Here is a 22115-nt window from a genome sequence, read left to right on the forward strand (position 1 = left end):
CGAATAATAAAACGGACAACCGGCCTTCCAGCCGAATTGTCCGTTTTTTTGCGGTTTGCATTTTAGTGCATCTGAAGCTAAACCCTGCTATCTCCAAAAAAAGAGCGATCCGCACGGGAATCACTCTTGGAACAGAAGGTATACATGACTCATAACATGCGCAGGATCGCATCCTTGCCAGCCAAGCCAGGATGAATGCCCCACTTCTCTGCCTCCAGGGTTACCGATTCCAGCGGCGCCTCCAGCAGCTGCTCCAATGTGCGAACCCCTACGGCTCTTCCTGCGATAATCTTGCGGTCCGCAAGCTTTTCGTTAAGAAGGCCCACATCGAGTGCACCGCACATAATATAGCCGCGGGAAGTGTATACGGCCAGCAGCGTTGTTTTCGGAAGCTTTACCTCGACGCCCATAACGGTATGTCCTTCGATATCGATCGGCAATAAAGTCACCAATATCAACAAACCTCCCCTCAAGTCGGCTTAGAATTATGTTTATTCTTTTGGAACCGACATGGTGCGAATGTCTTTCATATTATGCATTCCAGCCTACACACATGGTGCGAATGACTCGCAAGTCAATAGAATAAAGATGAACTGCATCATGACATTAGGACTATTAATATCTGAAAATTATGGTATATTTGATTCAGTAGAAAACATGTGAAAGCTGGTGAATGATAAAAGCTATGAACACAATTCCTGTCACCGATGATAACGGCTTTTTATTCAACGTTGATATTCTGGTCAAGAGTTCCTCCAACGCACTGGCTTTGCAATATTTGCTAGAAATGCTGAACGACAAGGCTGAAGTCGTCGATTTCCGGATTAAGTCCGGAATGGAACTTGGAGAAATTATCAATACCTTGGTCCAAGCCAAGAAGGATTCCGTTATTAGCAAAGCTTCCGAGAAGGTGGCTTCTGCCGCTTCTCAGATAGAGAAACCTGCGCCACCTGCGGCTTCCCCGCCGGAAACAAAGATCGCTGCAAGCGTACCTCCTGTCCAAACTCCACTCACCGGAAGTGATCCCTTTGAATGGATAAAAGTATACAGTAAGGACAATCGCCTTGTTCGCCTGACAACCAACCGCCACGGTAAGCAGACAAGTCTTCCCTGCCGAATTCTCAACTATGATGAAAGCAATTTCCTGGTCAACGTCTATCATGTCGACGAGAAACAGGTGTATACCTTCAAGCTCAATGAAATTGATGAGTTCAGCGTCAGCTGAGTCGGTATTATCACGGTATTCATCAAAAACGGCTTCGCCGCCCCATAAGAAGGGATCGGTGAAGCCGTTTTTTTTAAGATCAAGCATTTTTTCGGGACAGCGCCGAAGACATTAGCATCAGCCAGCCCACGATAAAGGATACACCGCCGATCGGCGTAATCGCACCGAGCCACTTCATGCCCGATAAACTTAACACGTAGAGACTTCCGGAAAATATGACGGTTCCCGCGATGAATAAAGTCCCTGCCCAGAACAGCTTCCGGGATTCGCCCAGAACCTTTGCCACAATCCCCGTAATTAGCACCGCAAGTCCGTGAATCATATGATAATGGACCCCGGTCTCATAAATGGCAAGTTCGTCCGGCGTAATCTTATTCTCCAGCATATGGGCGCCGAATGCCCCGATAGCGACAGATAATGCCATCAGGATCGAACCCCATGCGATGAATCTACGACTCATGCCTTTTCAACCCCTTTTGTCAGTGGACACCCGTGTCCTTATGTAATCAAATTAAGTGTAACGGATTCAAGGAAGCTTTTCCACCGGCATGTGAGGCGCTTTGGACTTGATTTCAGGGCCGTTTTGTGAAAGATTAATAAGGATGTCTTTTTATTGCAGACCACACGAACCCATTAGAGAATGAATTCTTATGTTAGGAGCGATTATGTACATGGATCAACAAGCACCTGCCTCCCCATCCGAGGACCAAGGTTCACCTAAGCGACCCAAAACCACATTTATTCCACCCGAGGACAGAAAAAACTCCCGCTTCGGCATCGCCTCGTTCATCTTGTCGATCGTGACGCTGCTCGGGTATATTCTGCTCGGCGCGCTCGGCACCACGATGATTGAGCCATACATGACGGAGAACGGACCGCTCCTTGAGCCGACTCAGGAAACGCTGGAAGCGATGACCACGCTGGCGGCCGTGTTTATTATCGTGATGCTCATCAATATCACCGGCTTGGCGCTTGGCGTTGTAGGCTGCTTCTCCAAAACACGCAAGCGTGCCGTCGCCGTGATTGCCACCATCGTGAACGGCGTAGTCATCATCACCATCGGAGCTCTTTTTCTATTCGTATTAAATGCGTAAGGAGTGCCACGTCAAGACACTTGCCTGATTCATCTCGGGTTAAGTGTCTTTTTCATGACAAACCCGGATTGATACTCACATATCGCTCTTTCTCCCGAATATAATGAATTACTACAGCCAAAAAGACGGCAACCGTGTCAAGGCACTACTTGGGAGGTGACTGTCCATGCAAAATGAAGACGCCCTGTCGTTTGTCGTATCCCGTGAAGACTGGTCGCTGCACCGCAAGGGCTATCAGGATCAGGTACGTCATCAGCATAAAATCCGTGAAGTCATCAAACGCAACCTGCCCGACCTTATTACGGAGGAAAACATTATTCTGTCCGACGGAAAGCAGATCATTAAAGTTCCGATCCGCAGCCTTGACGAATACCGTTTCATCTATAACTATCAGAAGCAAAAGCATGTCGGTCAGGGCGACGGTGACAGTCAGGTTGGGGACGTCCTTGGGCGCGACCCTTCGTCGGCCCAGCCCGGTAAGGGGGAATCGGCCGGCGATCAGGCAGGCCAGGACATCGTGGAAACCGAGGTCAGCCTAGAAGAATTGGAGAATATGCTGTTTGAGGAGCTGGAGCTCCCGCTGCTGCAGCCCAAGGATAAAGAGCAGATCGAGACTGAGTCCATCGTCTTCAACGACATCCGCAAAAAAGGCATCATGTCCAACATTGACAAAAAACGCACCATCTTGGAGAATTTGCGCCGCAATGCCAGAGACGGCAAACCCGGCATCCACGGGATCAGTCCGGACGACTTGCGTTACAAGACCTGGGACGACACCGTCATCCCGGAATCCAATGCGGTCATTATTGCCATGATGGATACGTCCGGCTCCATGGGCTCCTTCGAGAAATACTGCGCGCGCAGCTTTTTCTTCTGGATGACCCGCTTCCTTCGCAAGCAGTACGAGAAGGTCGAAATCGTGTTTATCGCCCACCATACCGAGGCGAAAGAAGTGACCGAGGAAGAGTTCTTCACACGGGGTGAAAGCGGCGGAACCATATGTTCATCCGCTTATCAGAAGGCGCTTGATATCATTCATCACCGTTATCCCCCTTCCAAGTACAACATTTATCCCTTCCACTTCTCCGACGGCGATAACCTGACGTCCGACAATGAACGCTGCGTCAAACTTATCGGCGAACTGCTGAAGGTCAGCAATATGTTCGGTTATGGCGAGGTCAATCAATACAATCGCAGCAGCACGCTGATGTCGGCTTATAAGAATATTAAGCTGGACCAATTCATGTATCATGTCATTAAAGATAAGGGAGAAGTGTACGAGGCACTGAAAACCTTTTTTCGTAAACGGCAGGGAGCGGCGATCTGACCCAAAATTCTACATTATAGAAGGAAAATCATGGATGTGGAATCATCCTGATGTTAGAGGAGGCAGGGACCTCCTCTTTCTTATGGCGTATTGCGATACAGCTAACAGTCGGTTAACGATTCATGGTTAACGTGGTGCTTAGACTTTTCCTTTCAAATGAAAAATCTGTTTTATTATTGACATCATAATGTAGCCATAGCTTCACTTTTTTGTCACCTACTGTTTTTCCGGGAATGGTAGTATTAGCTATGACATCGTGTTGCAGGATATTACAGGATTCGATAAGCGTCTCCTTAATTTAAGATATCCTCCTATAAAGGAAAGGGAAGGTTTACCATGTTCCAAATGACACATTCACTATTCAGCACCCAGACGTTTGAGAATATGTCCTACATATTATCGCAGCGGCTGTTCCAGGGCGGCGTAAGCACAGATCCTTCGAGAGGAGTGATCTCCCGTGCCGGCATCAGATAAGCCACATTCACGCTATATGCCCGGTCTTGATGGGCTGAGGGCCCTCGCCTTGATCGGAGTGATGGGATACCATTGGAATTTCGGTTTTGCAGGCGGTGGTTTTCTCGGAGTCAGTTTATTCTTCGTGCTGTCCGGCTATCTCATAACGGATATTCTGGCATCGCAATGGCATCATCAACGCCGGATCGATCTGAAAGATTTCTGGATCCGAAGGTTCCGACGTCTCCTGCCGGCCATGCTGCTCATGCTGTTCATCCTGGTGGTGTGGGTTACGCTATTTGACCGATCTCGGTTGGCTACGCTTCGGAGCGAGGTGCTCGGTGCGGTTACATACATAAGCAACTGGCAGTTTATTTTTCAGCAGCAATCTTATTTCGAATCATTTGGCCCGCCGTCTCCGCTGGGGCATTTCTGGTCGCTTGCCGTAGAAGAACAGTTCTACTTGCTGTGGCCCCTAATCATGTTAGCCGTGCTTAAGCTATTCCCCCGCAGGGGACAGCTGTTCACTTTCATTGCTGCCGGAGCCGCGATTTCAGCTCTCGCCATGGCTGTGATCTATCAACCGGGAGATGATCCTAGCCGGGTCTACTACGGAACGGATACCCGGGCGTTTGGTCTGCTCATCGGAGCAGGGCTTGCTATCGTATGGCCCAGCTGGAAGCTGTCCACCCATGTTTCAAGGGCTGCCCGGCGCAGACTCAACCTAACAGGCGCAGCGGCAATGCTCATCATACTGTTCATGATGTGGCGGGTGGACCGATACGATTCGTTCCTGTATCAAGGGGGCATGTTCCTCTTCTCTCTGGCCGCCGCCGTCCTCGTTGCGGTGTTGGCGCATCCTGCAGCTTCGATCAGCCGCTTGTTAAGCTGGAAGCCCCTGTTGTGGATTGGCGTTCGATCCTATGGCATTTACTTATGGCATTACCCGGTGATGATCCTGACCTCACCTGCATCCGGCACAGGCAATCTGAGTCTGCCTCAGGTTGCACTGCAAATCGCGGCAAGCGTTCTGCTGGCCGCCCTATCCTGGAAGTATGTTGAAGAACCGATACGTCATGGCGGACTGAAGAAGGTATGGTTTAAAGCCCGCTCCATTCGCCGCCGTCCGGCTTCGATTTCATTAAGAGGCTGGGTCGTGTCGGTAAGCTCGCTCATTCTAATCGGTATTTTTTGCTCAGGGATGATGAGCAGCGTATCTTCTGCGAGAACGGTAGGCGATATCGCTGCCATGCTGAACCTTGATGACCCTGCCCCGGAAGAACCGGATCAGAATCAAGGCGGAGAGTCCGGGGCGATGGAGCCACCGCAAGGACAAACGCCGCTTCCTACAGGCACTGACGACGGGAACATCTCCCCTCCGCCTACCGACTCGAAGCAGCCTCGTGTTATTAAGAAGCCGGACCCTGCTAAAGCAACGGATGAAAATCCGCTTCCGAACGAAGCGACGCATTCTGGCGATGAAGATACTGGCGGAAACGAAGAGCCGGACCCTCCTGCTGGAAATGACGCTGACAACAAAGACAAGAACACCGACACAGGGGGCGGAGACCGGGATAAGGCAGATTCCGAACAACCAACCCCGGATCAACCGAATGAAGATAAAGCGGGTAAACCTGGTGACGAGAAGGCCGATAATCCGGATCAATCCAAGAACTCGGAAAGCGCAACGACAGACGGAAAGAGCAGCTATACGAAGCCAACGAATAAGCCTCAAATTCCTCCGGTATCCCAGTCCACCATCACGGCCATTGGGGATTCGGTCATGCTCGGGGTATCCCCTTATCTGGAGAAATCGCTGCCCGGCATTTACATCGAAGCGGAGATAGGCCGCCAAATGCGTCAGGCCGATGACCTGATTCCTGCCATGAAGACCCAGAATCGGATAGATGGCGGCATTATCATCATCGGGCTGGGAACCAACGGCGCTTTCTCGAAAAAGGATCTGGATTCTCTTCTGCGTCCTCTGGACTCAGCTAAGCAAATTCTGCTGATCAACACACGGGTTCCGCGTGATTGGGAACAGAACGTGAACGGCATGTTGGCAAAAGCGGCTGCCCAGAACCCGAAAGTTACGCTGGTGGATTGGTATTCGGCCAGTAAGGATCATCCCGAATACTTCCGGTCTGACGGTGTTCATCTGGAACCGGAAGGCGCCGAGGCTTACACCTCCATGCTGCTTCAAGCGATCAAGAAATAAATCGTTTATCCTGTTTCTTGCCATCATTCATGCTCATATCGTCGACCTGATCTCATCCTTCTATGAGACAGGTCGACTTTTTAGTTATATACGTAATCGCAAGCAGCAATATGATATAATTCGGTTACTTAATCTCATTATTTCTTAATAGAAGGCGGTGTCCTGGTATATGAACAATATCGTGTCAATGAAATGGCTGTTGGCGAGACTCTATGAACCGGATCTGGTCATCGTCGACTGCCGTTTTGCCCTCGGGAAGCCGGAAAGCGGCCGAGCCGCTTACGAGGAATCGCATATTCCGCGTGCCGTTCACCTCGACCTGGAGAAGGACCTCTCCTCCCCTGTCACCCAACATGGCGGACGCCATCCTCTACCGGACTTGGATCAGCTTGCAAAGCGTCTCGGCCAGTCCGGCATTCAGAAGAGCAGCCGTGTCGTCATCTACGACGACCAGGGCGGAGCTATGGCCAGCCGACTATGGTGGCTGCTGAAATACACCGGGCATGAACAGGCCTATGTGTTGGATGAAGGCTTTACGGCTTGGAAGAACGCTTCGTATCCGGTAACGGATGAACAGCCGATCGTCATTCCGGTACCCTATGACATCAACCTTAAGCCCGATAAACTGGTCCTCGTAAATGAGGTGCGCGCGGCTTCGCAGCATGGTAACAAAATTCTCATCGATTCACGCGAACCGCGCAGATATGCCGGAGCCGAGGAACCGTTGGACGCCAAAGCCGGACATATTCCGGGTGCGGTGAACTGCTTCTGGAAGGGCGTCCTGGACGACGCCGGACATTGGAAGGATGCAGGCGCGCTCCGCGAGCATTTTACCGACATTCCGGAGGATGCCGAGATTATCGTATACTGCGGCTCCGGCGTCACCGCTTGTCCGAACGTGCTTGCCCTGGAGGAAGCCGGTTACGGCAATGTGAAGCTGTACGCAGGCAGCTGGAGCGATTGGATCAGCTATGAGGAGAATCCGGTGGCGACTATGGAGGAATCCAAAGATTGATATCGGAAAAAGCCCACTACTATAGCGTAGCGGGCTTTTCATTATTTTTGGTCCTTTTCGCTTTTACATCAGATCTTATAGTCGAGTCGGGTAAATTAGTGACCAATCGGTAAAGTATAGTAATTAAATGCTTGATCCAATAAGGCACTAGCCTCTTGGCGTTTCAAAAGTTCTTTTGAACGGAAATTCACGGAGCCATCAGATTTAAATTTGGTATCCGGGTCCATGATCCCTTGAGATATAAGCGCTTTGATGGCTTCAACTGCCCAGGCATCCGTTGTGCCACTCAGTTTAACCTTCGTTCTAGGCTCTACCTGCTTCAGGTTTTGGATCATCACCGCCGCCATTTGTCTAGTGATCGGAGAATTAGGCTCATAATTAGGCAGTCCGGCTTTCATCTGCTTCTTATTGAGTTCAATCATGTAAGGCTGTTTATGCCACCCATGGGCGCGAAGCAGCACTTCTGAGAATTCGCCTTGAGTCATCGTTCCTTTTGGATCAAAGATATGGGGAGACTTCCCGTTCATGACTTTCAAAGCTTTGAGATTGTTAATATATGATTTATACCTACTATTCGCAGGTACATCAGAGAAAGGTGAATCCACGTTAACTTTTTCTGAAAATGCAACTAAGTCTGGTAGACCCGTAGAATACATATATGCAATATGGCCAGCTGCGTTTTTCTTAAACGTCACTTTAGTACCTGATTCATCTTCGAACAATAAAGGGTGGATCATTTTCAGCGTATGCTTGCCTGAAGCTGTTTCCGTAACTAATTTCCCGTTCGAATAAGAAACCATAGTCCTTGAGGCCTCCATACGCGTGTTTTTATATAATCCGACATACGCTTTGGCTTGCTGCTCACTGATTGCCGAATAGGTTGGCTTTGAAACTTCTGTTTTTCTTGGATAATAGTGATTCATAAACGCTTCATACACGTCAATGCTCACATAAGGGTTGTCGTCATTGTTGGACATATAGAAGGCTACATTTTTCTCAGGAAGAATAACAATCAGGGATGAATGCCCTGTAACATTTCCTCCTGTTAGAATCACATATTGACCATTCATCTTCTCATTGAAATAGCCTTCGAACCCGATTGTTGTAAGAGGAATCGTTTTATCAGCAAAAAACTGGTATGTGTGCATTTGCTCTATGCTTTTTTGGCTCACAATTTCTTTGCCATCATACTTTCCTTTGTTCAGATGCATTAAGAGATACTTCGCCATGTCATCTGCTGTTGAAATGATACCACCTTCAGGCTTTTCTGTAGGCATAGTTCCATCCATGGGGATCCTTTCACCCTTCGGTCCATAGTGAGCAGCCATTCTGCCTAATAGTTCGGGCGTAAACCGTACACTCGTTGAGGTCATGCCTAACGGGGTGAAAATGTTTTTCTCCATATACTTCGAATAGGGCATTCCCGAGACGTTCTCTACCGCATACCCCGCTAGCAAAAACCCCAGATTGTCATAAACGTATGCTTCTCCCGGAGGCCTCACTACCGCTGACATATGTGAATTGACAAAATCCTTTATTGGAAAGTTTTTGTTAACATATTCCGGTGAATAATACGAAGAGATATCGGGTGATTCAAATCCGGTTGCATAGGTAAGCAGATCATACATGGTCAGCTTTTTCCCCGTTTTATTCGGAATCTTCACTCCTCCTAAGTACTTTTGAATATCGCCTCGTAAATCGATTTTCCCCTTATCGACCAACTGCATAGCCGCCAAGGCCGTGAATGTCTTGGTAACAGAGCCGATCTGGAAAACGGTGTCTTTATCAACGGGAATTTTCTTTTCTTTGTCGGCATAACCGTAACCTTTGCTTAGTAACACTTTCCCATCGCCCACGACCGCAAAATTAGAACCGACTGTGTTATACTTCTTCATCACGTCCGCAAAAACGCGATCTGCAAATGCTTCTAGCTCCTTGGCATCGCGGGGCCCCTCCAGGCTAGAATTTACAGCTGCATTAGTCGTGGACATTGTTGCGGCAGCTGTCCGGCTGCTAGGTGGGATAATTGCGGTCGTTGCCACAGCGGATAATAGCAGAACCGCGATGATGCGAGTCTTTTTTTTCATACATGGTCTCTCCTCAAAATGTGTTTGCCTCATAACAACTGGCTGAACCGAGTATGGCAAAAGGCTTGTCATATCAACAAGTGTCATTTTGTCACCCACAATGCCAAGACACTTCAAAATGTCACATGACAGTAAGGCACCAGGATTTATGGCCATAAAAGAATGCTCAACAAGTATCAAGAATTGGGATGAAATGGTCGTTCAAGTGCGGGGCATCTTTTATCGATAGGCGTACCACCGCCCTCTATTAATCCAGTGGAACAAGAAGAAGCTGCCCCTCCTGCTAGGAAGGGGACAGCTTCTTTTCAATCCTATATGAACTTGAACAAGATACCGGACTACCTTAGCGTATATCCAGCAACTTCTTGCTCACGCAAACCATGACAACCGCAAGCCCAAAAAAATACAAGGGCATTGTGATTAACGAGCCATTGTGAAGAATGCTCATGCCGCTGGTAATCAGGCTGACGACAACGTAGTAACCCAATCCGAAGATCGCACCTGCCGTTCCGAGCACATCCCCATATTGGTTCAGCGCCAGACTAAGGCAATTCGGAATCGCCATTCCGATGCCAAGCAGAAGGATAAAAATACACGCTACCATCAACACCATATCCATTAGGGTGGCGTTAATTCCGCTAACAGCAAGAACGGTAAGGCAAAGGGCACCCAGCACCGTAATCATCGTGCCGATCACGATAATGCGCTCAGCCTGGAGCCTGGTCAGCAGTTTCTTCGACAACATCGCACCCAGGATGGATGACATCGCAACAAAGATACCGAAGAAACCGAACCCGCCGGGACTCATCTGAAAAAATTCAATAAAAATAAACGGGGCCTCCGCATAGTAACTGAACAATATGCCGTTGGTGGCCCCAATGAGAAAACCGAAACCCCATATTCTGCGGTCGGAGACCAGGCGCTTGGCCACGGAGAGGGTGTTAATCTTCGATACAGACTTTACCCTCGTCTCAGGCAGAGAAGTCCAGGCATACGCCAAAATGGCGGCGCTCATCAAAACCAGCGTCAAGAACACCGCTCTGAAGCCAAGAAATTGATCCACCCAGCCGCCAATGAGCGGCCCAATAGCAGGCGTAAACGCAAGCGCTGCCGAAATCTGGGCAAAGACCGCATGACGCTTCGCTCCATCGATGCTCTCACGCAAGATGGTTTGGGTGACAACCGAGCCGGTGCTGGCACCAAAGGCCTGAATGAATCGGCTCACCAATAACCATTCGGCCGAGCCGGACAGATAGCAGCCCAAGCTGCCTATTCCATAAACCAGGATGCCCCACAGCATAGCAGGACGACGTCCGATGGAATCCGAAAGCCTTCCCCAGCAAAATACGCCGAAGGCAAAGCCCAGGAAGTAAATGCTGAGCGTTAGTTGGATTGCATTATTGCTTGCTCCCAATTGATGGGCAATGTCCGGTAATGATGGTGTATATATCGTTTCACTAATTTGCGGAAAACCCACAAGGACAATCAATAGCCATATGGATGGATTTGAGATTTTTCTTTGCACAGCTAACATCCCCCTTATCATTTCAAAAAATCTCTAGTTGGCTGGCAAAGAAATTACGGGATCGGGGGTTTGCATTTGGTTAGTCTAGTAAATGAAAGCATTGAAAATTCACCTTTTATTCTGAATAAGGGGGTATATCTGCCGATTATTATAGCAGAATCAGAGGCAAAATACGTTTCATTATTCTTACTTGTACTTGCATCACGTCAAAAAAGTGCCCATGGATGGACCTTTTACGTATATGGTACGTGAACAACTGCTGAGCGCAAAATAGAAGAGCCGCACATTACACGCGGGCCCTTCTCCCTGTTCAAGATATGCTAACCCTGCCAATAAAATGAACTGGAAAAGACGTTCTCCCTGTTGAAATTCCCCACCGTTAGAGTACTTCAACAATTCCAAATAGCTAGCGGGAAAACTTCGCTGAGGCAGCTTCCACCCTGCAGGATCGAGCGGCTTATACTGGTCGTAAAAGGGAGACGTTTTGTGAAAAGGATTCACCTGCCTTCCCTTAATGTCATCCCTTTCTTGCGCAGACAGCCCCGTGTGCCACTCCTTAACAAAACGGCCCATTGTACTTCGGTGGCACCGGCGCGTTTGTCGTACGCCTGCTCAAAATCGATATTCCACATCTTTACCTGCCTCCGTCCCTGTACTTCCTGTCTTGTAACTTCTTCAAACATTATAGAGGAAATACCGAAAAAAGGAATCATGCCGCCGGAACGAGGGCTCTTTCCATGTTCATGGATTTGCGGCAAAGACACAGGTCACAGATGGGAGCCTCCACTGGCATCGATGCATTGACCGGTGATCCAGCGGCTGTCCGAAGATGCCAGAAACGCAGCTATGTCCGCGATATCTCCTGGCTCCCCCCATCTTCCGAAGATCGAATAACCGGCTCCGAATTGGAACGAGGCAGGGTCCTGAAGCATGGCAGCATTCATGTCGGTAGCAACGAATCCGGGCTGGATCGCATTGATCGTAATTCCACGGGAACCCAGCTGGCTCGACAGAGAGAGGGTCAGCGAATTAATGGCCCCCTTCGTCATCGTATACGCCGGAATATTGGGCAAGGAGATTCGCGTTACCGCAGAAGATAAATTGATAATGCGCCCACCGTCCCGAAGACGTGGCAGAGCCTGCTGAATCACGAAGAATGGCGACTTCACGTTCATTCGCATCACATCATCAAAGCTCTCCTCCGTGGTCTCCTCGATGGTTTCCATTAAGCCGATCCCTGCGTTGTTAACCAGAATATCGAAATACGTATTACCTGTTCGTGCTTTCAATGACTCATCCAGCGCCGCGTACAGGGCACTTACACCATCCGAGGATGCGAGATCCGCCCCTACCAAGAAAGCTTCTCCTCCAGCCCGAGTTATTTCGCTGACGACCTCTTCCGCCGCTTCATGGTTCTTCCCATAATGAACGGCTACCAACGCTCCTTCCTTCGCCAATCGAATCGCGATGGCACGTCCGATGCCTCGGCTGGAGCCCGTAACCATAGCAACTTTCCCATTCAATGTATTCATCTTCTCATCATCCCTTCTTCTTCTTTCACTTTTAGTTTTATCACAGACCCCATTTCGAAATGTTGTGCTCCTATTCTCGCCTTCCTCTCGATAAACCCCATAAAAAATGCCCCCGGCAAGGGGGGCTGCAACGCAGGCATTTCCGTCGTTTCCTACGCTCGGTGAATTAAAAATCATTTACATTCCATGTAATGATTATTATAATGAGAATATCAAAAGAGCTGCGCAACCTGTGTTTGCATAAAGCGATTAAAGGATGATTTTTTTCCTTTAGTCGCTTTTTTTGTGAGCTTGTTGAAAGTCATGGAGGTATATCGTATGAAAAAAAGAGCGTTTGATATGATCATGCTGCTCATCGGGGCATTTATTTTTGCGCTGGCCGTCAATTTATTCGTCATTCCCAACGATTTTGGCGAAGGCGGCGTTACGGGGATATCCATCATTCTGTTTTATGTACTGAAATGGTCCCCGGCGCTGGTCGGCATGGTGATTAACGGAATTTTGCTGATTGTCGGCTACAAGCTTCTCGATAAAAAAACGACGGTTTATACCATTATCGTGGTTGCCTTTCACTCCCTGTTCCTGCACTTGACGGAGAACTGGAGCATCGCTTCGGATGAGCCGGTGATCAATGCCATCTTCGCCGGGCTGTTTGCCGGCGTCGGGATTGGACTTATCGTCCGGGTGGGCGGCACAACGGCAGGTACGGTGATACTGGCCCGTCTGGCTAATAAATATTGGGATTGGAATATCAGTTATGCCCTGCTGTTCTTTGACCTGATCGTGGCCGGACTGTCCGTCTTTGTAATCGGAATCGAGAAGGTGATGTTCACCGTGGTCATCCTCTATATCGGCACCAAGGCGATGGAGTTCATAATCGAGGGCTTGAACCCCAAAAAGGCCGTTACCATCATTTCGACTCATCATGACCGCATCGCGATTCGGGTTACGGAGATTATGGACCGCGGGGTGACCGTGCTTCGGGGCTATGGATATTACACCGGTCAGACCAAGGATGTGCTATATATCGTCATCAGTAAACAGGAAGTCTCCATGCTCAAAAAAATCGTCCGTGCCGAAGACAAAAACGCTTTTGTCACCATCCACGACGTACGCGACGTGTTTGGCGAAGGATTTATCGATATTTCAAAATAAAACCGGACTTATCCTTATATGAATGAAAAGATCGAAACAGCCGTTTGAGCATGTTTCGATCTTATTTTATTATGCCGTCAGGGTACTTATTGCCTAAATAAACATCGCAGCCGAGAACTTTTTAATGCCTTAAATATCTGAAATTAAATTCCAATTTTTCCATATGAATAGACACTGATTATGCTGAAAAAACAGAAGTCAAAGTTCCTTTTATTTGTATTTTTCCATGACAAATTCGGATCATTTTTTGCATTTTCGCTACACGAAACACGGGGTTATGGCTGATTAACTTACACCAAATGACAACTTTATAGAAATATTTAATGAGTTCGCAAAAAACATTTTATTGGTAATACGAGGCAAGATTCTATAAAATTCTTTTTAACTTAAAAATGCTGAGTGCAAACTTTTAATGTTTTAGTACAAATTGTCCGAGACAGGCTTTCTTTTCAGCAAAACCGACGATTTAACACGCAATTCTACTTTAACGATTTGAAGGAGTGCATCGCAAAAGTGACTACGAATATTTCTGTTTCTTCACCCCTTAATGCCGCGAAAGACTATGTGGAATCCATCTATAACCAAGTGGTGGCCCGAGATCCGCACGAGAAAGAATTTCATCAAGCCGTCCGGGAATTTGTCGATTCCCTCGTCCCTGTATTAGCCCAGCATCCGAAATATCGGGAACACGGTATTCTGGAACGCCTTGTCGAGCCTGAACGAATGATCACCTTCCGTATACCATGGGTGGATGATCAAGGCAAAACCCAAGTAAACCGCGGGTTCCGCGTCCAGTTTAACAGTGCGCTGGGTCCGTACAAAGGCGGCATCCGGTTCCATCCTTCGGTTTATGCCGGCATCGTCAAATTCCTTGGCTTTGAACAAATCTTCAAAAATGCGCTCACAGGCCTGCCCATCGGCGGCGGCAAGGGCGGCTCCGATTTCGATCCAAAAGGCAAATCCGATCAGGAAGTCATGCGTTTTACCCAGAGCTTCATGACCGAGCTGTACCGCCATATCGGACCTGATTCCGACGTGCCTGCCGGCGATATCGGTGTCGGCGCTCGCGAGATCGGTTATATGTTCGGGCAATACAAGCGTATCCGCGGAGGACATGAGGCCGGCGTGCTCACAGGCAAAGGCGTCATCTATGGCGGAAGCCTGGCACGTACGGAAGCAACCGGTTACGGCTGCGTCTACTTCGTACAGGAGATGCTGGCTTCGCAGGGTCTTAGCTTCAAAGACAGCCGTGTCGTGGTGTCCGGCTCGGGCAACGTCTCCATCTACGCGATTGAAAAAGCACAGCAGCTCGGTGCGCACGTCATCGCCTGCAGTGATTCCAACGGTTACCTGTATGATCCGGACGGAATTAACCTCGAGACCGTCAAGCTGCTCAAGGAACGGGATCGCCTGCGGATCAGCGAATACGTCAAGATTCACCCGCATGCCGAGTATACCGAAGGCTGCACGGGCATTTGGAACATTCCATGCGACATCGCGCTTCCTTGCGCCACGCAGAACGAGCTGGATGAAGAGGCCGCGAAGACACTCATTATGAACGGCGTAAAAGCCATCGGTGAGGGAGCCAATATGCCTTCCACGCTGGAAGCGATTGAGCAGTTCATCAGCAGCGGCGTGCTCTTCGGACCGGCTAAAGCCGCCAATGCAGGCGGGGTTGCCGTATCCGCGCTGGAGATGAGCCAGAACAGCATGAGAATGTCATGGACCTTTGAAGAGGTGGATGCAAAGCTGCATCAGATCATGAAAAACATCTACAGCAGTGCCGTAGATGCTGCGGAAGAATATGGCGTAGCCGGCAATCTTGTGGCTGGTGCCAACATCGCAGGTTTTATTAAAGTAGCTGATGCCATGATCGCACAAGGTATCGTATAAATAAGAACAAAAAGAAGCCCTGCCGCATATGCGGCAGGGCTTCTTGCAGCTTATAGAAGCTCGCTGCGGAGCTCTTCAGCCGATTTTGGGGATAAGTATCCCAGCGGGATATCAAACACCGTCTTGGCGCCTTGCTGTCCCTCTCTGCTCAAACGATCGGCGGCTCTTGCATAAGATACCAGCACACTGGCCGTAAATTCCGGATTGCTGTCAAGCTTGAGGCCGAATTCAACAATCTGTTTATTACCGCTTCCGGTTACGCCGCTGCGAATGACAAATCCGCCATGAGGCATGCCTGCATGCTCAGCTTCAAGCTCTTCTTGCGTAATGAAAGTCACGGTTGTATCGTAATCGGAAAAATAGTTGGGCATCGACACAATCGTTTGACGGATTTGCTCTTGATCCGCGCCTTCTTCCGCTACGACGAAGCAATCTCTCCGGTGCTTCTCGCGTGTGGCAAGCTCCGGTGTTTCACCAGAACGGATTTGGTTGATAACCTCTTCTACTGGAACCGTGTATTGAACGCCCGCCTTCACCCCGGGAACACGACGGATGGCATCCGAGTGGCCCTGGCTCACGCCTTTGCCCCAGAAGGTATAATCCTTACCTTCCGGCAAAATCGCTTCGGCAAGCAGACGATTCATGGAGAACAAGCCCGGATCCCAGCCTGTCGAAATGACGCTGACATGGCCTCCGCCCATCGCCGCTTTGTTGACTTCCTCGAAAAACTCAGGGATTTTCGCGTGTGTGTCAAAGCTGTCTACCGTATTGAACATGCTGGCAAGCTGTGGTGTTTGCTCAGGCAAATCCGTAGCCGAACCGCCGCACAGAATCATAACGTCAATCTTGCCGATATATTGCTCTGCCGCTGATATATGCTCGAAGCGAGCACCGGAATTGGCCGGCATTTGCTGCGGGTCTCTGCGCGTGAAGATGGCTACCAGCTCCAGATCCGGATTTTGCCCGATGGCTTTCTGTACGCCTTTGCCCAAATTTCCATAACCTACGATCCCTACTTTAATAGATGCTTTCAATGTAATCCTCCCTTTGTCAGAACCATTTCCTGTAGCATGATGTTTATGTACCGCTTTAAAGTATAAGTATATAGACATCACTCAAATTGTAAACTATTTTATATGGACAGGAAATTGTTTCTATCTGTGTTATTCTTATTTTTCACCGTGCTATCCGATAACTTGTACAACATTTCCTTCTTGATCCTTGATTTCCGTCTTCAGGACTTCAATCCGAATTCCTTGCAAGCCAGAAAGCTCGAAGGTGCTGACCTGCGGCAGCAATCGGCTAGAAAGTTCACCCGCGGTCGGATCGTCCAAAACAAGGGTAACATCTCCATCCTCTGCAGTCCAGCGGCTCTCTTCCCCAGGCTCAACTACGACCTGAACATCCGAGCCTACAAGGCTCAGTTTCTTATCTTTCAGAATTCGGCCCTGCAGCAGCTTCCCGATAATTTCGGCCTGCTTGGCGCCTATTTGTAATGTGGCCGGGGTTTTACTTAACCAGCCCTTCTTCCCCGGTTCAAAAGCCAGCTGGCTCACGTAGAGAAACCCGGTGTTCGAGCCCTCTTGTTTCCTCCCTCGATCAACGGCTTCCGAAATCGAAGGCACCTTCAGCAGCGAATCCCGATCCAGATCCGTTATGTACTGCGGCATATACTCCGCACAAGCTTGTAATACGCCTAGCGTATTCCATGTCTGCATCGCCTCGAGCTCTTCACGTGTGATGCCAACCATCTGCAGGAATTCTACCCGGCCATTCGGCGTATCCATCCCCGGCAGCTCGGGATCCAGGATGAAGGCGAGTGCGGTCAATTGCGTATCGGCTCCCAGGCAGATCGGCCCATTGGCATCCAAATAGTCCCCCGAACGAAAAACATTCCCGCTGTTAAACACGTATCTCCCCATGTTCTGAAGCAGATTTAGCGCCCACGCCGGCGGCTCTTCCTCGTCCTCCGGCTTAGCCAGCCTGAACGTTAATTCAAATCCGTAACCGCTCTCCTCCGGATTGTCCGACTCCTTGTCATACAGCTCGCTAAAGCCATAAGTGACCATATGCCAATGGGGATAAGGGGCATTCGACGTATAAGCGCTGATTCCATTCAGCGGATCGGGTCCTCCAAGAGCATAAGGTATTAGGGCTCCGTAATGTTTCGGCTCCTGCTCCCCGTACAGCTTCAACAGCTGCTCGTCAATTGCGTCCCAGCCTGCGGCGTTTTCTTCATGTGTCATATCCTGTTCCCTCCCGTTATCCTGTGCATCAAAAAATATAACCATATCCGAGTAGGCCCAATCATTCAAGTCACCAACCTCTTCCGCTTCATTATATAGGACGTATAGAGGAATGAAGAAGTAACCAGCGAAGTGTATAATAGAACCATCTCAACAAAGGAGCCTACATGTTCATGAAAAAAATAACGGCATTATCCGTAACCTTAACACTTTCAGCTTCGCTTATAGCCACTTCGCTAGCCCCGCTGCCGGGTTCCGTCGATGCGGCTCCCGCCAAGGAATGGATACAGATCTCCGAACGGACATCCTATTACGGTGAAGCAGCCGACGGTCAGCCCAATGGACGCGGTACGATCAAGTGGGGAAATGGCAAACAATATTCCGGCGAATTCATTAACGGGAAGCGCACCGGAAACGGTAAATACATTAACGAATACCAATTAGACGGTGAGACGCATAAGGTGGTGTATATCGGCCGCTGGAACAACGACAAAATGGATGGCGAAGGCATCCTGACGCATAAGGTGACGTTGCCTGACGGGTCCGTTCGATGGATTCAGATCCAGAAAGGGACATTCCAGGCAGGCGTACTCCAAAGCGGATACGATGTCATTCATGCCGTCGCGGATCCCGACTACAGCTTTACCTACAAGAAAGGCAAGGAATCGCTCGAAATCATGGGCTTCAATCAAAACATGAAGCAAGCCTGGGCCGCCGGAAAGATGTTCAGCGTTCATTACAAAAACGGCAACATCAACAAAAAATCTTCGATCTTCCCTGCCAACTCGGCGGCAGAACAGCGTCAAAATGACGCCGCGATCCGTTATTTCAAGAGCATTCAAAGCAAAGTAAATCCTCACTTGGAGCAATTTGAAGCATTATCCAAGCAGGTTCCGTTAAAATAACCCGGCCTCGTCAAAGAACCCGGTAACTTGCCTATCGCAAGACCGGGTTCTTCTATTACCGAAGGCTATTAATCACAATATCTCTACCGTGAACGCCCCTCGTTCGGCATCGTGATGGTCTTATCGATTCGCCGCTGCCGGGTTTCCATCGCTTTGGCCCCCTCAGAAATAATGGGTTGAGAGGGCTGAATCTATTCGCATCGCTTGCAAGCTTAATAACAATAAACCTCCCTATTGTGCTGTCCAGCCGCCATCCACCAGCAGCAAAGTTCCTGTAACGAGATCGGATGCCGGGGAGGCGAGATAAATCACGGCTCCGGCCACATCGCCTATGGTGCCGATCCGCCCTGCGGGAATCCGTGCCAGGACGCCGTCGCGGAAATCTGGGGAGTCCAAACGCTCGGCTGTTCCCGGCGTATGGATGAACGTAGGACCGACGGCATTAATGTTCACGCCACGGCTGGACCACTCCAGCGCCAGCACCTTCGTCAGCTGATTCACGCCGCCTTTGGAGGCGCAATAGGCTGCCCCTTCCGTAATCCCAACGACACTCACCTGGGAGCTGACGTTAATGATTTTTCCAAACCCCTGCTCCAGCATGATACGGCCAGCGGCCTGACAGCAGAAAAATACGCCCTTCAAATTCACGTCCATCATCTCATCCCAATAATCCTCCGTGATATCTTCCGCAAGCATCCCCTCTCCCAGACCCGCGTTATTGACCACGATATCGAGCCGGCCGAAATCCTTGGCTACCTGACCAAATACGCCTCGGATCTGTTCCACATTCCGGACGTCCAGCTCATAGGCCTTGGCCTGACCTCCTGCCTGAGAGATTTCCTCGACCAATGGATGGAGCAGGTCCTTGCTTCGTGCCATGACGGCAACCTTGGCCCCTGCCGCTGCAAGCGCTTGGGCTAGTCCATAACCGATGCCTTTGCTGGCCCCCGTCACGATTGCGATTTTATCCTGTATGCTGAAATTAGGCTGCATATGTAATACCTCCATCTCTTATATACATTTATGTTAGTTTCATTAAAGCATGATGGCTGGTCAGCAGCAATCTTTGCCAGTCCCCTTTCCCAATAAATCCATCCCGTTAAGTACTATAATACGTTCATTTGCAGCAGCAATAGAGGAATCTCAACCCGTGGGCTAGAAATGATGAGGATTAAGGCGATCGTTGTTTAGTATGGAGAGTATGGAGGAAATCCACTTATGAGCGGACGGTTATCTGAAGCGCAGCAGCAAGCGATTCTTCATGTCGAATCAACAGCGGCGGGCCAGCGATTGGTCGCCTTGGAAATGACGGAGCACATCTTGCGGAAGCATGGAAAAGATTCCGTAACGATCGGCTCACTGCTAACCCCTATCGAAAAATTTGCCCGCGTCACGTTGAATTTCCATCCGGATCGGATACTGCCCGCCGGACACGCTGTCATCGAATCCCTCTTGGCAGAAGGCATATATCATAACCAGTTCATCACGAGCGTGACCAATGGAAGCAAGACCGCTTATCCGGGCGGCGACCGCGACCAATGGGAACGGCTCCTGTTTGGCGGAGCCTACCAGCAGCCCGGTGTGCGTAACGACGAGCGGCCGAAATACGGAGCACTTAATCTCATGAACTATGCCGATGGTGCGTCTCCCCGCTTCGGCTCCTGTTTGTTGGTGCTGTCCCCTAACGTATTGAACCGCTGTACCTTTACGTTCGGAGACAGTCATGCAGGTCCTGAGTATGTAGGCACGCTCCGTCGGTGGGATTCCATTCTCGCCGCACTCTTGCATCAAGTTGAGTCCACTGGCTCGGCCCTGGGTTCCCCGAATGTGGACATTCCATCCATGCTGGAACGGCTTCTTCATCTCCCTTCATCGTATACCGGTTCTTCCGGGCCAGTCGGTCGTTCCTTGGATGATTATATTGAAGCGCAGATCCATGGCGTCATCGACTTGTCCAGCGATGTGGAGGCCCTGGTAGCCGATCCTTCCTATAGGAATACCCCAATTGGATCTTTGCTTCATGCTTTATGTGAACGGTATAACCTCACCTTGTCTTGGCATCCCGGCTTCTGCCTGGCTGTACGGGATGTTCCGGATGATTTTCGGGGACCCGCCATGCCGCCGCTCGCCAAGCGGATCGATCAACGGTTTGGAGGCTCGCTGGGCATGCTGGATGCAGCCATTCTCGGCAAAGCGGCTGCTCAACTGCACCATGATTCAAGCGAATGGAGCGATTGGGGAACATTTGATGAAACCTTCCAGCATCTCAAACAGCTGTGGCATGTGCTCGTAAAGTATGGACATTCGTATCCGTAGACGCCAAACCGCTAAACCGTATTTTTTGCCTAATACCTGCGTTGGAATGATGGATTGACTTAGATAACCGGGCTAGCGGAATCCGTTCAGCAACGGCTAGGCCTATCAAGCACAGCTTCTTATATATTGATCTTAGAAAGGATGATGACCGGATGGATTGGGTAAAGCGGATGAATGATGCCATAGGCTATATAGAGGCGAACATAACCGAGGAGATCGATTACGCTGAAGCTGCTCAGATCGCATGCTGCTCCGTTTATCATTTTCAACGCATGTTTCCGTTCATTACGGATGTGTCGCTGTCCGAATACATACGGAGACGCCGGCTGACGCTGGCCGCTTACGAGCTGCAAAACAGCGATATCAAAGTAATTGATCTGGCGCTTAAATATGGTTATGATTCCCCGGAGGCGTTCGCGCGTGCGTTCCAGAACATGCATGGGACTACGCCGACGGCTGCACGTCAGACCGGCACCAAACTGAAGGCCTATCCCCGCATCTCCTTTCAATTCACAATGCGAGGGGCTGCCGAAATGAATTACAGAATCGAAGAAATGAAGGGGTTTTCCGTTGTCGGTTTCAAGGAGCAGGTAAACACGCAGCGTGCTTATGAAGACGTTCCCCGCCTCTGGATGGAGGCCCAGGAGAAGGGCATTTTCGAGAAACTATGGAACTATCGTGTGCAGGACCATCCGATCCGCGGAATACTGGGTGTTTGTGCAGACGGTGACTATGGGAAGAATGAGCATTTTGACTACATCATGTCCGTCGTATCCACGGATACGCCTCAGGAACCGATGGTACAGCGACATTTCCCTGCCGCCACTTGGGCCGTGTTCGAGCTGGAAGGAGATCCAAGCGGCATTGCGGAAATGTGGAAGCGTCTTTATACGGAGTGGATACCATCCCAAACTTATGATCTCGCGCCGCTTCCCGCCATCGAATGCTATCTTCCTCCGGACGAATATAAGAACGAGTTATGGATTCCCGTGATTAGAAAGGCATAATGAATACCATCACTGAAACTATGAATTTTTTTCGCTCACCGCAACGAAGATCTAGATCGTGCGGTGAGCACTCCATCATTTTTCCCCGCCTATATGAAACAAGCCCAGCGTCCCCAA

19 protein-coding genes are annotated in these 22115 nt (G+C 49.6%); 11 read left to right on the forward strand and 8 right to left on the reverse strand.

The window, feature by feature from the left end; all coding sequences use genetic code 11:
• Positions 1-149: 149 nt before the first annotated feature.
• On the reverse strand, positions 150-452 hold the full coding sequence (locus tag DP091_RS06270; RefSeq protein ID WP_113057527.1) for a YunC family protein: 303 nt from the start codon (positions 450-452) through the stop codon (positions 150-152).
• A gap of 233 nt (positions 453-685) precedes the next feature.
• Here DP091_RS06270 and DP091_RS06275 point away from each other — a divergent pair, with 233 nt between their 5' ends.
• Entirely contained in the window at positions 686-1225 is a 540-nt protein-coding gene (locus DP091_RS06275) for a hypothetical protein (RefSeq protein WP_258394415.1), read from the forward strand.
• Between the two features lie 79 nt (positions 1226-1304).
• Here DP091_RS06275 and DP091_RS06280 read toward each other — a convergent pair whose 3' ends face one another.
• Positions 1305-1685 carry a DUF423 domain-containing protein gene (locus tag DP091_RS06280; protein ID WP_113057529.1) on the reverse strand — a complete coding sequence of 127 codons (381 nt, stop codon included), beginning with the start codon at positions 1683-1685 and terminating at the stop codon, positions 1305-1307.
• Between the two features lie 211 nt (positions 1686-1896).
• On the opposite strand from DP091_RS06280, the gene DP091_RS06285 reads away from it, so the two are divergent.
• The 5 genes from DP091_RS06285 to DP091_RS06300 all read left to right on the forward strand — a co-directional run bounded on the left by DP091_RS06285 (position 1897) and on the right by DP091_RS06300 (position 7332).
• Positions 1897-2319: a hypothetical protein gene (locus DP091_RS06285; RefSeq protein WP_258394416.1), complete on the forward strand. Its 423-nt coding sequence runs from the start codon at positions 1897-1899 to the stop codon at positions 2317-2319.
• A 166-nt stretch (positions 2320-2485) separates the two neighbouring features.
• Positions 2486-3646: a sporulation protein YhbH gene (gene yhbH, locus DP091_RS06290; RefSeq protein ID WP_113057531.1), complete on the forward strand. Its 1161-nt coding sequence runs from the start codon at positions 2486-2488 to the stop codon at positions 3644-3646.
• Positions 3647-3982: 336 nt separating this feature from the next.
• Positions 3983-4120: a hypothetical protein gene (locus DP091_RS31255; RefSeq protein ID WP_181469739.1), complete on the forward strand. Its 138-nt coding sequence runs from the start codon at positions 3983-3985 to the stop codon at positions 4118-4120.
• Entirely contained in the window at positions 4104-6317 is a 2214-nt protein-coding gene (locus tag DP091_RS06295) for an acyltransferase family protein (RefSeq protein ID WP_113057532.1), read from the forward strand. Before DP091_RS31255 ends, DP091_RS06295 begins: the two co-directional genes overlap by 17 nt.
• Positions 6318-6486: 169 nt before the next feature.
• The gene (locus DP091_RS06300; protein WP_113057533.1) at positions 6487-7332 is read left to right on the forward strand and encodes a sulfurtransferase; all 846 of its coding nucleotides are present in this window, start codon (positions 6487-6489) and stop codon (positions 7330-7332) included.
• A gap of 95 nt (positions 7333-7427) precedes the next feature.
• Here DP091_RS06300 and DP091_RS06305 read toward each other — a convergent pair whose 3' ends face one another.
• The 3 genes from DP091_RS06305 to DP091_RS06320 all read right to left on the reverse strand — a co-directional run bounded on the left by DP091_RS06305 (position 7428) and on the right by DP091_RS06320 (position 12476).
• Positions 7428-9419 carry a serine hydrolase domain-containing protein gene (locus DP091_RS06305; RefSeq protein ID WP_113057534.1) on the reverse strand — a complete coding sequence of 664 codons (1992 nt, stop codon included), beginning with the start codon at positions 9417-9419 and terminating at the stop codon, positions 7428-7430.
• A 343-nt stretch (positions 9420-9762) separates the two neighbouring features.
• Positions 9763-10944: a multidrug effflux MFS transporter gene (locus DP091_RS06310; RefSeq protein WP_113057535.1), complete on the reverse strand. Its 1182-nt coding sequence runs from the start codon at positions 10942-10944 to the stop codon at positions 9763-9765.
• Between the two features lie 767 nt (positions 10945-11711).
• Positions 11712-12476: an SDR family oxidoreductase gene (locus DP091_RS06320; protein WP_113057536.1), complete on the reverse strand. Its 765-nt coding sequence runs from the start codon at positions 12474-12476 to the stop codon at positions 11712-11714.
• Positions 12477-12794: 318 nt separating this feature from the next.
• On the opposite strand from DP091_RS06320, the gene DP091_RS06325 reads away from it, so the two are divergent.
• Positions 12795-13631 (forward strand): YitT family protein, encoded by an 837-nt coding sequence (locus tag DP091_RS06325; protein ID WP_113057537.1) that lies wholly within the window; start codon positions 12795-12797, stop codon positions 13629-13631.
• Positions 13632-14144: 513 nt separating this feature from the next.
• Positions 14145-15524 carry an NADP-specific glutamate dehydrogenase gene (gdhA, locus tag DP091_RS06330; RefSeq protein ID WP_113057538.1) on the forward strand — a complete coding sequence of 460 codons (1380 nt, stop codon included), beginning with the start codon at positions 14145-14147 and terminating at the stop codon, positions 15522-15524.
• Positions 15525-15574: 50 nt separating this feature from the next.
• Here the strand turns inward: gdhA and DP091_RS06335 are convergent, their stop codons facing one another.
• On the reverse strand, positions 15575-16558 hold the full coding sequence (locus DP091_RS06335; RefSeq protein WP_113057539.1) for a diaminopimelate dehydrogenase: 984 nt from the start codon (positions 16556-16558) through the stop codon (positions 15575-15577).
• A gap of 150 nt (positions 16559-16708) precedes the next feature.
• Positions 16709-17770, reverse strand: a complete 1062-nt coding sequence (locus tag DP091_RS06340; RefSeq protein ID WP_113057644.1) for a suppressor of fused domain protein — start codon at positions 17768-17770, stop codon at positions 16709-16711.
• 173 nt (positions 17771-17943) lie between these two features.
• On the opposite strand from DP091_RS06340, the gene DP091_RS06345 reads away from it, so the two are divergent.
• Entirely contained in the window at positions 17944-18675 is a 732-nt protein-coding gene (locus DP091_RS06345) for an MORN repeat-containing protein (RefSeq protein WP_113057540.1), read from the forward strand.
• A gap of 231 nt (positions 18676-18906) precedes the next feature.
• Here the strand turns inward: DP091_RS06345 and DP091_RS06350 are convergent, their stop codons facing one another.
• Positions 18907-19668 carry an SDR family NAD(P)-dependent oxidoreductase gene (locus tag DP091_RS06350; RefSeq protein ID WP_113057541.1) on the reverse strand — a complete coding sequence of 254 codons (762 nt, stop codon included), beginning with the start codon at positions 19666-19668 and terminating at the stop codon, positions 18907-18909.
• Positions 19669-19893: 225 nt separating this feature from the next.
• On the opposite strand from DP091_RS06350, the gene DP091_RS06355 reads away from it, so the two are divergent.
• Together DP091_RS06355 and DP091_RS06360 are read left to right on the forward strand one after the other, a co-directional pair.
• Positions 19894-20991 carry a DUF3626 domain-containing protein gene (locus tag DP091_RS06355; protein ID WP_113057542.1) on the forward strand — a complete coding sequence of 366 codons (1098 nt, stop codon included), beginning with the start codon at positions 19894-19896 and terminating at the stop codon, positions 20989-20991.
• Positions 20992-21143: 152 nt separating this feature from the next.
• Positions 21144-21998 carry an AraC family transcriptional regulator gene (locus tag DP091_RS06360; RefSeq protein WP_113057543.1) on the forward strand — a complete coding sequence of 285 codons (855 nt, stop codon included), beginning with the start codon at positions 21144-21146 and terminating at the stop codon, positions 21996-21998.
• Positions 21999-22115 lie beyond the last annotated feature (117 nt).

The sequence above is a fragment of the Paenibacillus sp. MDMC362 genome, from assembly GCF_003269305.1.
Taxonomy (GTDB): Bacteria; Bacillota; Bacilli; order Paenibacillales; family Paenibacillaceae; genus Paenibacillus_AQ.